Origin of the sequence: Streptomyces sp. XM83C (genome assembly GCF_023072675.1) — a bacterium.
Taxonomy (GTDB): Bacteria; Actinomycetota; Actinomycetes; order Streptomycetales; family Streptomycetaceae; genus Streptomyces; species Streptomyces thermocoprophilus.
This window is the reverse complement of record NZ_JALLGL010000003.1, coordinates 22035-34669: the sequence shown is the minus strand read 5'-3', so window position 1 is coordinate 34669 and position 12635 is coordinate 22035. Positions and strand designations below refer to the sequence as shown.

The 12635-nt window shown below is 71.9% G+C and carries 12 protein-coding genes and 1 riboswitch; of the genes, 10 read left to right on the top strand and 2 right to left on the bottom strand.

Translation table 11 applies throughout. The annotated features are described in order from the left end of the window. The first annotated feature begins 60 nt into the window (after positions 1–60). Positions 61–191: riboswitch (FMN riboswitch) on the top strand. Positions 192–346: 155 nt separating this feature from the next. The 9 genes from MTQ10_RS00930 (at position 347) to MTQ10_RS00890 (ending at position 7955) form a co-directional block, all read left to right on the top strand. After that, on the top strand, positions 347–949 hold the full coding sequence (locus tag MTQ10_RS00930; RefSeq protein WP_247461178.1) for a riboflavin synthase: 603 nt from the start codon (positions 347–349) through the stop codon (positions 947–949). After that, a complete protein-coding gene (locus MTQ10_RS00925; RefSeq protein ID WP_247461177.1) occupies positions 946–1587 on the top strand; it encodes a nicotinamide mononucleotide transporter family protein in 642 nt (213 codons plus the stop codon). Before MTQ10_RS00930 ends, MTQ10_RS00925 begins: the two co-directional genes overlap by 4 nt. Next, positions 1584–2888, top strand: a complete 1305-nt coding sequence (locus MTQ10_RS00920; RefSeq protein ID WP_247461175.1) for a bifunctional 3,4-dihydroxy-2-butanone-4-phosphate synthase/GTP cyclohydrolase II — start codon at positions 1584–1586, stop codon at positions 2886–2888. Before MTQ10_RS00925 ends, MTQ10_RS00920 begins: the two co-directional genes overlap by 4 nt. Before the next feature lie 24 nt (positions 2889–2912). Further along, positions 2913–3398: a 6,7-dimethyl-8-ribityllumazine synthase gene (gene ribH / locus MTQ10_RS00915; protein ID WP_247461173.1), complete on the top strand. Its 486-nt coding sequence runs from the start codon at positions 2913–2915 to the stop codon at positions 3396–3398. A gap of 34 nt (positions 3399–3432) precedes the next feature. Next, the gene (locus tag MTQ10_RS00910) at positions 3433–3705 is read left to right on the top strand and encodes a phosphoribosyl-ATP diphosphatase (protein WP_031486114.1); all 273 of its coding nucleotides are present in this window, start codon (positions 3433–3435) and stop codon (positions 3703–3705) included. Positions 3706–3770: 65 nt separating this feature from the next. Continuing rightward, a complete protein-coding gene (hisG, locus tag MTQ10_RS00905; protein ID WP_247461171.1) occupies positions 3771–4619 on the top strand; it encodes an ATP phosphoribosyltransferase in 849 nt (282 codons plus the stop codon). Between the two features lie 10 nt (positions 4620–4629). Next, a complete protein-coding gene (locus MTQ10_RS00900) occupies positions 4630–5094 on the top strand; it encodes a PH domain-containing protein (protein ID WP_247461169.1) in 465 nt (154 codons plus the stop codon). A 480-nt stretch (positions 5095–5574) separates the two neighbouring features. After that, positions 5575–6909, top strand: coding sequence for a hemolysin family protein (locus MTQ10_RS00895; RefSeq protein WP_247461167.1), 1335 nt, complete (start codon positions 5575–5577; stop codon positions 6907–6909). Further along, entirely contained in the window at positions 6906–7955 is a 1050-nt protein-coding gene (locus MTQ10_RS00890) for a hemolysin family protein (RefSeq protein ID WP_247461165.1), read from the top strand. The genes MTQ10_RS00895 and MTQ10_RS00890 overlap by 4 nt, the downstream gene beginning before the upstream one ends. A 34-nt stretch (positions 7956–7989) precedes the next feature. Here the strand turns inward: MTQ10_RS00890 and MTQ10_RS00885 are convergent, their stop codons facing one another. Together MTQ10_RS00885 and MTQ10_RS00880 are read right to left on the bottom strand one after the other, a co-directional pair. After that, on the bottom strand, positions 7990–9846 hold the full coding sequence (locus tag MTQ10_RS00885) for an AAA family ATPase (protein WP_247461163.1): 1857 nt from the start codon (positions 9844–9846) through the stop codon (positions 7990–7992). Positions 9847–10289: 443 nt separating this feature from the next. After that, entirely contained in the window at positions 10290–10901 is a 612-nt protein-coding gene (locus MTQ10_RS00880; RefSeq protein WP_247461215.1) for a uridine kinase family protein, read from the bottom strand. Between the two features lie 313 nt (positions 10902–11214). On the opposite strand from MTQ10_RS00880, the gene MTQ10_RS00875 reads away from it, so the two are divergent. After that, positions 11215–12567 (top strand): peptidase C39 family protein, encoded by a 1353-nt coding sequence (locus tag MTQ10_RS00875; protein WP_247461162.1) that lies wholly within the window; start codon positions 11215–11217, stop codon positions 12565–12567. Positions 12568–12635: the final 68 nt, after the last annotated feature.

The following is a 12635-nucleotide window of genomic DNA, read 5'->3' as shown; positions in this document are numbered from 1 at the left end:
CCACATGGATCACCCGCATGGACGCATCGAAGCCGTGGCACACTGGCCCTGTACCAGAAGCAGCGCACTCCGGGGTCGGTGAAAGTCCGAACCGGCGGTTACAGTCCGCGACCCGGTCGCCTCCAGCGGCCGGTTGACCAGGTGAAATTCCTGGACCGACGGTTAAAGTCCGGATGGGAGGCAGTGCGCGGCGGGCGGGCATGCCTTCATGTCGCGCCGCCGTCTTCGGGCCACGCCCCACGCGGGCGGGACCCCTACGGCGTCGCACCCCGTGTGCCCACCTGTTCACTCTGTCGTCATCGACAGCCCCGGAGTCCGAGCCCGAAGAGGCAGGAGGACCCGGGAAGTGTTCACCGGAATCGTCGAAGAGCTGGGCGAGGTCACCGCCGTCGAGACCCTCGACGACGCCTGTCGCTTCCGCCTGCGCGGCCCCGTCGTCACCGAAGGCGCCAAGCACGGCGACTCCATCGCCGTCAACGGCGTCTGCCTCACCGTCGTCGAACACGAGGGCGACGAGTTCACCGCCGACGTCATGGCGGAGACCCTCAAGCGCTCCAGCCTCGGCGCCCTCACCGTCGGCTCCCGCGTCAACCTCGAACGCCCCATGGCCCTCGGCGCCCGCCTCGGCGGCCACATCGTGCAGGGCCACGTCGACGGCACCGGGCACATCCTGGAGCGCACCCCCTCCGACAACTGGGAGATCGTCAAGATCTCCCTCCCCGCCGACCTCACCCGGTACGTCGTCGAGAAGGGCTCCATCACCGTCGACGGCATCAGCCTCACCGTCGTCGACGCCGCCGACGACCACTTCACCGTCAGCCTCATCCCCACCACCCTCGCCCTGACCACGCTCGGCATCAAGCAGCCCGGCGACCCGGTCAACCTCGAGGTCGACGTCGTCGCCAAGTACGTCGAGCGGCTGCTCGGCACCCGGGGGGCCGCACAGTGAACTGGCTGAACTCCGAGGCCTTCGCCCTCCTCGGCCAGCACATCATCTGGTCCGACATGATCGGCAACATCCTCGGCCTTGTCGCCCTCGCCCTCGGCTGGCGCCGCTCCCTGCTCACCTGGCCCGCCCAGTTCGTCTCCGGCCTGGTGCTGTTCACCGCCTTCTACGGCCACCTCACCGGCAGCGCCGGCAAGCAGGTCGTCGTCATGGCCGTCGCCGCGTACGGCTGGTGGCAGTGGCAGCGCGGCAAGGGCCGCGGCGACGACGGCCGCATCACCGTCCGCTTCGCCACCTGGACCGAACGCGCCGCCCTGGCCGGCGCCGCCGCGGCCGGCACCGTCGCCGTCGCCCTCCTCTTCGAGGCCCACCCGTCCCTGTCCTGGGACCCCTGGCCCGACGCCTACATCTTCGTCGGCACAGTCGTCGCCATGTACGCCCAGGCCCGCGGCATGGTCGAGTTCTGGCTCGCCTGGCTGCTCGTCGACCTCGTGGGCGTCCCCCTGAACTTCGCCAACGGCTACGCCTTCTCCGGCTTCGTCTACATCATCTACGGCGCGCTCGTCCTCTCCGGCCTGCGCGACTGGTGGCTGCGCTCCCGCCGGACGTCGCAGCCCACCCTGGAAGGAGCACCGGCATGACCACGGCCCCGATCCTCCGCCCCGCCGACGACATCGAGGAGTTCCGGCTCGACACCGTCGAGCAGGCCATCGCCGACATCGCCGCCGGCCGCCCGGTCGTCGTCGTCGACGACGAGAACCGCGAGAACGAGGGCGACCTCGTCATCGCCGCCGAGAAGGCGACCGAGGAGATCGTCGCCTTCATGATGCGCGAATGCCGCGGCATGATCTGCTGCCCCATGGAGGGCGACGAACTCGACCGCCTCGACCTGCCCCAGATGGTCCAGGCGAACACCGAGTCCATGCGGACCGCGTTCACCGTCACCGTCGACGCCTCCGCCGCCCACGGCGTCACCACCGGCATCTCCGCCTCCGACCGCGCCACCACCCTCCGGCTCCTCGCCGGCGGCACCGCCCAGGCCGACGACTTCGTCCGCCCCGGCCACATCTTCCCGCTGCGCGCCCGGCCCGGCGGCGTCCTCGCCCGCGACGGGCACACCGAGGCCGCCGTCGACCTCGCCCGCCTCGCCGGGCTCCGCCCCGCCGGCGCCATCGTCGAGATCGCCGGCGACGACGGCCGCATGCTCCGCCTGCCCGAGCTGATCCCCTTCGCCCGCAAGCACGGCCTGTCGATCATCTCCATCGAGGACCTGATCGCCTACCGCCGCGCCACCGAGAGCACCGAGCCCACCGTACGCCGCGAGGCCGAGGTCCACCTGCCCACCGCGCACGGCACCTTCACCGCGTACGGCTACCGCTCCACCGCCGACGGCGTCGAACACGTCGCCCTCGTCCACGGCGACCTCGGCGACGGCCGCGACGTCCTCGTCCGCGTCCACTCCGAATGCCTCACCGGAGACGTCTTCGGCTCCCAGCGCTGCGACTGCGGACCCCAGCTCGACACCGCCCTGGAACGCATCCAGGCCGCCGGCCGCGGAGTCGTCGTCTACCTGCGCGGACACGAGGGCCGGGGCATCGGCCTGATGTCCAAACTCCGCGCCTACGAGCTGCAGGAACGCGGCCGTGACACCCTCGACGCCAACCTGGAGCTCGGCCTGCCCGCCGACGCCCGCGACTACGCCGCCGGCGCGCAGATCCTCGCCGACCTCGGCGTCCGCAGCGTCCGGCTGATGACCAACAACCCCGACAAGAGCGCCGCGCTGCTGCGGCACGGCATCGAGGTCACCGACCGCGAGCCGATGCCGGTGACCGCCGGCGAGCACAACCTCCGCTACCTGCGCACCAAGCGGGACCGGATGGGCCACGACCTGCCCTGGCTGGACGCGGCCCCCACCGCGGCCTCCACCTGCGGCAACCAGTAACGACACGGCAAGGAGACACACCACGTGAGCGGCAAGGGCGCACCCGAACTGTCCGTACGCAACGCCGGCGACCTGCGCGTCGCCGTCATCGCGGCACAGTGGCACGAAAAGGTGATGGACGGCCTGGTGGACGGCGCCCTGCGCGCCCTGCACGAGATGGGCATCGACGAGCCGACCCTGCTCCGCGTCCCCGGCAGCTGGGAGCTGCCCGTGGCCGCCCGGGCCATGGCCAAGCGCGGCTACGACGCCGTCGTCGCCCTCGGCGTCGTCATCCGCGGCGGCACCCCCCACTTCGACTACGTGTGCCAGGGCGTCACCCAGGGCCTCACCCAGGTCTCCGTGGACACCGGCGTCCCCGTCGGCTTCGGCGTCCTCACCTGTGACGACGAACAGCAGGCCCTGGACCGGGCCGGCCTGGAGGGCTCCAGCGAGGACAAGGGGCACGAGGCGGTCACCGCCGCGGTCGCCACCGCGACGACGCTCCGCTCAGTATCCGAACCCTGGCACTGAGGAGTGGCCCGCAGCGCGTAGGGTTAGGACCACCATGTCCAAGAAGACGTTCGAGGAGCTGTTCACCGAGCTCCAGCACAAGGCCGCCAACGGCGACCCCGCCACCTCCCGCACCGCCGAGCTGGTGGGCAAGGGCGTCCATGCCATCGGCAAGAAGGTCGTCGAAGAGGCCGCCGAGGTCTGGATGGCCGCCGAGTACGAGGGCAAGGAGGCGGCTGCCGAGGAGATCTCGCAGCTGCTGTACCACGTCCAGGTGATGATGGTCGCCCGCGGGATCTCCCTCGACGACGTCTACGCCCATCTGTGACGCGCCCGCCGTCGAAGCCCTGACAACGCAAGAACACACCCCTTCACGCAAAGGAAGCCGACCTCATGCTGCGCATCGCCGTCCCCAACAAGGGTTCCCTGTCAGGCCCTGCGGCGGAGATGCTGCATGAGGCCGGCTACCAGCAGCGCCGCGAGTCCAAGGAACTGCGCATCGTCGACCCGGAGAACGAGGTCGAGTTCTTCTACCTCCGCCCCCGCGACATCGCGATCTACGTCTCCTCCGGCCGCCTCGACATCGGCATCACCGGCCGCGACCTGCTGATCGACTCCGGCGCCGACGCCGAGGAGATCCTCCCGCTCGGCTTCGCCCGCTCCACCTTCCGCTTCGCCGCCAAGCCCGGCACCGCCGAGACCATCGCCGACCTCAAGGGCCGCACGATCGCCACCTCGTACGAGGGCATCGTCACCCAGCACCTTGCCGAGCAGCGCGTCGACGCCTCCGTCGTCCACCTCGACGGCGCCGTCGAGACCGCCATCGAACTCGGCGTCGCCGAGGCCATCGCCGACGTCGTCGAGACCGGCACCTCGCTGCGCAACGCCGGCCTGGAGGTCTTCGGCGAGCCGATCATGAAGTCCGAGGCCGTCGTGATCCGCCGTACCGGCGCGGACGGCGAGGAGCCCAAGGTTCAGCAGTTCCTGCGCCGCCTCCAAGGCGTCCTCGTCGCCCGGACCTACGTGATGATGGACTACGACTGCCGCGTCGAGCAGCTCGAGAAGGCCGTCGCCCTCACCCCCGGCCTGGAGTCGCCGACCGTCTCCCCGCTGCACAACGAGGGCTGGGTCGCCGTCCGCGCCATGGTCCCCGCCAAGGAAGCCCAGCGGATCATGGACGACCTGTACGCGATCGGCGCCCGCGCCATCCTGACCACGGCCATCCACGCCTGCCGTCTCTAAGAGGCCACCGATGTCCGACCTCCCGCCCCTTCCCGAACTCCCCGTCACCTTCCGGCCGACCCGTACCCGCGCGGTGCTGCTCACCGCCGGCGCCGTCATCTTCGTGGTGATCTCCGCGGTCGGGCTGCTCCTGGAGCGGCTCGGCCCGGGGGAGAAGCTCAGCTTCGTGGTCACCGGCGCGCTGATCTTCGGTGTGCTGCTGTGGCTGTCCCGGCCCAAGGTCGTCGCCGAGGAATCCGGGGTGACCGTCGTCAACTTCGCCAGTACGCGCCGGCTGGAGTGGGCGGAGATCATCAAGGTGAACCTGCGGGTCGGCGACCCGTGGGTGTTCCTCAACCTCAGCGACGGCACCAGCCTGCCCGCGCTCGGCATCCAGCCCGGCATCGCCAAGCAGCAGGCCATCGCCGACGCGCGCACCCTCAACGCGCTCGTCGAGGCCCGCACCGTACCGGAGCCCGACCGGCCGCAGGGCTGACGGGCGGCGCACCCCGGCCGCCGGTCCGACCACAGGGCGGGCGGTCCGCGGGGCGAGCGGACCGCCCGTACGTCGGCCGACCGGCCGGGGCGGCCGACCCGTCGGGCGGCCGGACGAGACGTAGGCCACACGCCGAGCACGCCCGCCGGCCGGCCCGAACCCCCCTCCCGCCGCCCGACGGCCCAGTCCCCGCAGGGCCGGTGGCCCGTGCCCGGCCGCCGTCTCAGGGACGGCTCAGGGCATTGTCAGGGCTGACTGGGGGACCTCCACCCTGCCGTTGCGGGCCCAGTCTTGATTAATCTGTGAGGCGGAGACGTTCTCGCTGCGCCTCCACCCCTGCGTGCCGCCCGGCGCCCGGGGGTTCCTGCTATCCGAGGAGTGACCCTCTCCGGCGATGGACGGATCGTCCTGTAGTACCTGCGCCGCCCCCTCCCGACATAGCGCGGACCCGGTCCGCGCCCACGCGGAGGCGGCGGCATCATGACCATCCCCCTGCTGCTCCTGGCAGCCGCTCTTCTGCTCATCCTCGCCAACGGCTTCTTCGTCGCCGCCGAGTTCGGCCTCGTCACGGTCGAACGGCCCGACGCCGAGAAGGCCGCCGCCGAGGGCGACGCCCGTGCCCACAGGGTCGTGGAGTCGCTGAAGGAGCTGTCCTTCCAGCTGTCCGGCACTCAGCTCGGCATCACCATCACCTCCCTGGTCGTCGGCATGCTCGCCGAACCGGCCCTCGCCGAGCTGCTGCACGGCCCGTTCACCGCGATCGGCATCCCCTCGGGCGCCGTCGGCGGTGTCGCCGTCGTCGTCGGTATGCTGCTCGCGTCCGCCGTGCAGATGGTGATCGGCGAACTGGTGCCGAAGAACTGGGCGGTCTCCAAGCCGCTCCAGGTCGCACGCTTCGTCGCCGGCCCGCAGCATGTGTTCTCCCGGCTGTTCCGACCGGTCATCGCCGGCCTCAACGCCGTCGCCAACCGTCTGGTGCGCGCGCTCGGTGTCGAGCCCACCGACGAGCTGGCCTCCGCCCGCACCCCCGGCGAGCTGGTCTCGCTCGCCCGGCACTCCGCGCAGGCCGGCGCGCTGGAACAGGACACCGCCGACCTGTTCGTGCGGACCCTGTCACTGGGCGAACTGACCGCCCAGCATGTGATGACCCCGCGCGTGAAGGTCAGCGCCCTTCAGTCGTCGGCCACCGCCGAGGACGTCGTCAACCTCACCCGGGCCACCGGCCTGTCCCGCTTCCCCGTCTACCGGGAGAAGATCGACGAGATCGTCGGCATGGTCCACCTCAAGGACGCCCTCGCCGTCCCCGTCCACGACCGGCTGCGCACCCCCGTCGGCCGCATCGCCCGGCGCGCGCTGCTCGTCCCCGAGACGCTGCCGGTGCAGCCGCTGCTGGCCCGGCTGCGCAGCGAGCAGCCCATCGCCGTCGTCGTCGACGAGTACGGCGGCACCGCGGGCGTGGTCACCCTGGAGGACATCGTCGAGGAACTCGTCGGCGAGGTCCGCGACGAGCACGACGGACACGACCTGCCCGAACTCGCCCCGGCCCCGCCCGAGGACGGCCGGCCCGCCTGGGACGTCGACGGCGGCGTCCGCGTCGACGTCCTGCGGCGCATAGGCCTCACCGTGCCCGAAGGGCCGTACGAGACCGTCGCGGGTCTCGTCGCGGACCTGCTCGGCCGGATCCCGGCCCCCGGCGACCGCGCCGAGCTGCCCGGATGGCGGCTCTCCGTGCGCCAGGTCGGCCACTACCGCGCCGAACGGGTCCGCCTGGTCCGCACGGCGCCGGTCGCGAACGCGATGGAGACCGCCCGATGACCGTGCTCCAACTTCTCTTCGCCGCGCTGCTCGTCCTCGCCAACGGCTTCTTCGTCGGCGCCGAGTTCGCTCTGGTCTCCGTCCGCCGCAGCCAGATCGAACCGCTCGGCACCGCCCGCGCCCGCCAGGTGCTGTACGGCCTGGAGCGGCTGCCGCAGATGATGGCCGCCGCCCAGTTCGGCATCACCGTCTGCTCGCTCACCCTGGGCGCGGTCGCCGAACCCACCGTCGCCCGCCTGCTGGAGCCGGTCTTCGAGTGGATCCATCTGCCGCACGGCATGATCCACCCGCTCGGCTATGTCATCGCGCTCGCGGCAGTCGTCTTCTTCCACCTCGTCATCGGCGAGATGGTCCCGAAGAACCTGGCCATGGCCGCCCCGGAGAAGGCCGCGCTGTGGCTGAGCCCCGGACTGGTGTGGTTCGCCCGGCTGTGCCGCCCGATCACGGTGTTCCTCGGCGCCTGCGCCCAGGGCATCCTGCGGCTCTTCCGCGTCGAACCGAAGGACGAGGTCGAGGCCGTCGTCACCAGCGAGCAGCTCAACCGCCTGCTGGAGGACTCCGGGCAGGCCGGCCTCCTCGACCCGGAGGAGCAGGAACGCCTGGAGGACGCCCTGGAACTGGGCTCCCGCCCGGTCACGGACGTCCTGCTGAAGCGGGAGGACCTGATCACGGTCCCGCCCTCGGTCACCCCGGGGCAGATCGTCGAACTGACCGCCCGCACCGGCTACTCCCGCTTCCCCATCGCCACCGAGTCCGGCGCCTTCATGGGCTATCTGCATGTGAAGGACGTCCTCGACCTGGAGGACTCCGAGCGGGCCGTGCCGCAGCACATCTGGCGGCCGATGGCCACGCTGCGGTCCGAACTGCCCCTCGACGACGCCCTCACGGTCATGCGCCGCGCCGCCACCCACCTCGCGCAGGTCGCCGACGCCGGCGGCCGGGTGCTGGGCCTGGTCACCCTGGAGGACGTACTGGAACTCCTCGTCGGCGAGGTCCGTGACCCCGCGCACCGGGAGGAACCCGGCGAGCCGGTCCTCGCGTCGTAAGGTTTCTCCTCGTGCCGTGCCCGGGCGGGGGCCGTCAGGACAGCGGGTCCTGCGGCCCCCGCCCGCTGAGCACCTCGCCGTAGGCCTGCATCAGGTCCGGCAGCCGCAGCGTCGCCAGATCTTCCCGGGACAGCGGGCCCGCGTACGCCGACAGCCGCAGATCCCGGTAGGCGCAGCTCTTCTCGTACAGCGTGCGCAGGAACCGCCCGTTGCCCAGCTCGTCGATCCACCCCTGATCGACGACATGCCCGGCGATCGACCGCAGCTCGTCCAGGGCCTCCTCGTCCCACTGGTCGCCGTTCTCCGCGGCGAGCACCTTGCCGATCTCGGTCAGCTCCAGCGGCCGGTACGAGGGGAAGTCGACGCGAGTGGTGAACCGGGACGACAGGCCGGGGTTGGCGGCCAGCAGCCGGTCCATGCCCTCCGGGTAACCGGCGAGGATCACCACCAGATGGTCACGGTTGTCCTCGGCCCGCTTCAGCAGCACCTGCAGCGCCTCGTCCCCGTACGCGTCGCCCTTGCCGTAGCCGGAGTTGGACAGCGAGTACGCCTCGTCGACGAAGAGGACCCCGCCGAGCGCGGAGTCGATCAGCTCATTGGCCTTCACCGCGGTCTGCCCGAGATACTCGCCGACCAGGTCGGCCCGCTGCGCCTCCACGAGATGGTCCCCGCCGAGCAGCCCGAGGGCGTAGAAGACCCGGCCGAGGATGCGGGCGACGGTGGTCTTGCCGGTGCCGGACGGGCCGGAGAAGACGAAGTGCCGCTTCGGCGGCTGCACCGGCAGCCCCTGACCGGCCCGCAGCCGCGCCATGTTCAGCTGTGCCGACAACGCCTTGACCTGGCGTTTCACCGGCTCGAGGCCCACCATGCGCTCCAGCTCCGCCAGCGCCTCCTCCAGTAAGCCCGGGTCGGTCGGCCCGGCCGGCAGGGTCACCGGCGCGGCGGTCGTCTTCTCCCGCACTGCCGGATCGGCCGCCGCGGGCGGCGGGCCGGCGGGCGGCTCCGGGTCGGACACCTTCAGATCACGGCCCTCGGCGTCGTACAGCGGTTCCAGCCCGTCGGCCGCGTCCGCGCCCTCACCGCCGGCCCCGGTCAGCAGCAGACCCAGCTCGGCGTGATCGTCGTATCCGTCGCCCTCCGAGATCGCGGCGAGGCGGGCCGCGGTGTCCATGAACGCGGGGTCCACCCGGTGCACCGCCCGGTACAGCGGCAGCGCGGCGGCGGACCGCCCGGTGCCCTCGTGCGCGCGGGCCAGCCAGTAGCGCAGCTCCTTGCGCTGCGGCTGCTCGCTGCGGCAGCGCATCAGCGCGGCCGACAGCAGCGGCTCCGCCTGCCCGTACATCTCCAGACGCACCCGGGCCATGCCGCCGAACAGCCCCGCCTCGATACCGAGCAGCGGATCGTCCAGCAGCGGGTCGGTGTGCCGCACCAGCTGCTCCCAGTCCTTCACCAGGTAGGCGCGGCACGCGTGCAGGAACCTCACCTGCGGGTCGGTGTCGACCGGTGGCAGCCCTGCCAGGGCCCGGTCCAGCTCGGGCACGTGCCGGCCGTCCAGCCAGTGCGAGGCGTGCGCGAGCAGCAGATCGCGGGTGCTCTCCAGCACCGGCTGCACCCACCAGCCCAGCCAGTACCAGGAGTTGAGCTTGCGGCGGTGCCGGGCGCGCTGCTCGCCGAAGCGGTCGCGGTGGCGGTACATCCGCAGCAGCGCGGTCGTCGTGTCGACGCGCAGCGCGTGCAGTCCGAGCCAGGCGTCGGCCATCCCCGGGTCGATGCGCACCGCCGCCCGGAACTCCTCCTCCGCCTGCGGATACGCGCCCATGGTGTAGGCGTCCACACCCCGCAACCAGGCGAGGTCGGCCGGGGCCTCGGGGCCCTGCGTGCCGAAGTCCATCACGTCCCCCACAGACCGTGCCCCCGTCGGTGTGCCCCCGGGCCGTCGCCCGTCGGCTTCCTTCGTCGAACCGCTGCGCCGCGGACCGGAGTTGCAAGGTGCGCGTGACAGTCGTCCGTAGGTCGCACCGAGGGCATCGTACCCGCGGGAACTGTGCCGCCGAAGGGTGTGGCGGGGTGCGTTCGACGGGGTGGGAGCGGACGGGGGCGCACACGAACTGGTGACCGAGGGTGATGGTGTGATGTCACGTGGCGTCCACAGAACGGGACCGCGCGGGGCGTGCGGGCAGAACGAAGCCCCCGATCACGGGGGAACAACCGGGGGCTTCGCGTCTGCCGGCGGCTGTCGAAAGCCGCACATTGAGAACGTAAGACCTGTACGGGCCCTGGGTCAAGCGGAGTTGGGAGCCTCACGCAACTTCCCGCGCAAGGGTCTTCACCACTTCACCACATCGGGGGTGGCCCGTCACCATGGGTGATGACCGGGTGCTCCGCGGCGGGCCCCGGCAGCACCTCGTACCCCTGGGGCACCTGCCGCACCAGCAGATGCGCGTACGGGCGTGAAGGGTCCTTCGCGAAGTGCTCCCGCTCGGCTTCGACCCAGCCGTCCCAGAACTCCCGCTGTTCCGCCCCGTCCCTCGCCCGCCCGCGGGTCCACGCCGTCTTGGCGGGTACGTCCATCCACAGCAGCCGGGCGAGCAGCCCCCGCAGCGCGCGCCGCCCCGCGCCCACACCTTCGACGAGGACCACCGGCGCGGCGGGCAGGGCGCGCGGCTCACCGAAGCGCCGGGCGCGCCAGTCGTACGGCGTGTAGTGAGCGGTCCGTCCCTGCGACAGCGGATCGGTCACCTGCTCGCGCAGCCGCTCCGTCCAGGCGAACAGCTCCGTATGGCTGGCGATGTCGTCGAGGTGCAGCACCGGTGCGCCGCCGAGCGCCTCGGCGAGCCGTGCGGCGAAGGTCGACTTCCCGGACCCGGCGTGCCCGTCGACGGCGATCAGCCGGACCGGACCGCAGGACGGCGGCAGCCGGCGCAGGAAGGCGGCGAGGTGCTCGATGACCGCTCCCGGGGTGGGTACGACAGGACCGCGCCGAGTCTACGGGGCCCCGACGGACGCCACGGGCGGCGTGGCAGGCGCGTGGAGGGTGCCCGAGCGGCAGCGCGGCGATCTCGCCGGTGCGGTCCGTGGCACGCGCGCGTGGAGGGTGCCTCCGCCCAGGTCGCGCCAGTGGTGCAGACCAATATTGGTGGGCTTGTCATGCCCCGAGGTGCTGGCAGGAGCGCCCGCGTGCCGCCATAGTTGGCGCACACACCCGGACTTGACCGTCCACTGGACCTGCCCCGACCCGGACACATGGGGGTTTTCGCCGATGAGCAGAGCCGAACAGCCGTCCCGCAGAACGCTGCTGACCGCCGTGGCCGCCGTCGCGGCCGTACCCGCCCTCGCCGGCACCGCCACCGCCGCCGGGCACCGCGGCAGGACGGCCCCGGCCCGACCCGTCGACTACCGCGCCTGGACGACGTACACCGACTGGCGCGGCGGCACCACGCACGGCACCCGGGCCGTCGCGGGCGCCCGTCCCGGCCTCGTGATCGGCACGCCGGCCGGCACCACCGACTACACCGACCCGCACACGGGCACCACCGCCGCCTGGGAGTACGCCACCTGGGCCTCGCCGGTCCACCGGCTCCGCGTGCCCGCCACCGAGGTCATCGCCTCCTGGAACGCGCACACCCCCGCCGGCACCTGGCTCCAGACCGAACTCCAGGGCATCTACTCCGACGGCACCACCACGCCCTGGTACGTGATGGGCCGCTGGGCCGCAGGCGACCAGGACATCCGCCGTACCTCCGTCGACGACCAGAGCGACGGCAGGAGCAGCATCTGGACGGACACCTTCGCCATCGACGACCCGGCCTCGGGCCTGCGCCTGCTCTCGTACCGGCTGCGCCTGACGCTGTACCGCCGCCCAGGGTCCGGCACCACCCCGAAGGTGTGGCGGGTCGGAGCGATGGGCTCCGACATCCCCGACCGCTTCGAGGTCCCCGCCAGCACCCCGGCTCTCGCCCGCGAACTGCGCGTCCCGCGCTACTCGCAGGAGATCCACAAGGGCCAGTACCCCGAGTACGACAACGGCGGCGAGGCCTGGTGCAGCCCCAGCTCCTCGCAGATGATCATCGAGTACTGGGGCGGCCGGCTCACCCCCGAGCAGCTGTCCTGGGTCGATCCCACGTACGCCGACCCGCAGATCTGCCACGCCGCCCGCCACACCTACGATCATCAGTACGCGGGATGCGGCAACTGGCCGTTCAACGCCGCCTACGCCGCCACCTTCGACGGCCTCCAGGGCGTCGTGACCCGCCTGGGCTCCCTCACCGACCTGGAGATGCTGATCGCCGCGGGCATCCCCGCCATCACCTCCCAGTCGTTCCTCAGCACCGAGCTGACCGGGGCCGGGTACGGCACCTCCGGGCATCTGATGACGGTGATCGGCTTCACCGCCGACGGCGACGTCATCGCCAACGACCCCGCCTCGCCCAGCAACGACTCCGTGCGGCGTGTGTACCGGCGCCGCGAGTTCGAGAACATCTGGCTGCGCACCAAGCGGTACAACGCCTCCGGCAAGGTCGTCTCCGGCACCGGCGGTGTCTGCTACCTCTACTTCCCGGCGCACCCCAGCCCGGTCCAGCGCAAGGCGCTCGCCGCCGTCGGCATCCGCTGACGTGACGCGGGCCACGTGAGGAACCTCTCCCTCCGCGCCGGGCGCGGACGGTGGCAAGGTGGACGGGT

What these genes read in the sequence shown, in the direction of transcription:
- MTQ10_RS00920 (WP_247461175.1), top strand. Translation starts at nt 1,584, where the DNA reads ATGACCACGGCCCCGATCCTCCGCCCCGCCGACGACATCGAGGAGTTC.
- MTQ10_RS00910 (WP_031486114.1), top strand. Translation starts at nt 3,433, where the DNA reads ATGTCCAAGAAGACGTTCGAGGAGCTGTTCACCGAGCTCCAGCACAAG.
- hisG (WP_247461171.1), top strand. Translation starts at nt 3,771, where the DNA reads ATGCTGCGCATCGCCGTCCCCAACAAGGGTTCCCTGTCAGGCCCTGCG.
- MTQ10_RS00900 (WP_247461169.1), top strand. Translation starts at nt 4,630, where the DNA reads ATGTCCGACCTCCCGCCCCTTCCCGAACTCCCCGTCACCTTCCGGCCG.
- MTQ10_RS00895 (WP_247461167.1), top strand. Translation starts at nt 5,575, where the DNA reads ATGACCATCCCCCTGCTGCTCCTGGCAGCCGCTCTTCTGCTCATCCTC.
- MTQ10_RS00890 (WP_247461165.1), top strand. Translation starts at nt 6,906, where the DNA reads ATGACCGTGCTCCAACTTCTCTTCGCCGCGCTGCTCGTCCTCGCCAAC.
- MTQ10_RS00885 (WP_247461163.1), bottom strand. Translation starts at nt 9,846, where the DNA reads ATGGACTTCGGCACGCAGGGCCCCGAGGCCCCGGCCGACCTCGCCTGG.
- MTQ10_RS00875 (WP_247461162.1), top strand. Translation starts at nt 11,215, where the DNA reads ATGAGCAGAGCCGAACAGCCGTCCCGCAGAACGCTGCTGACCGCCGTG.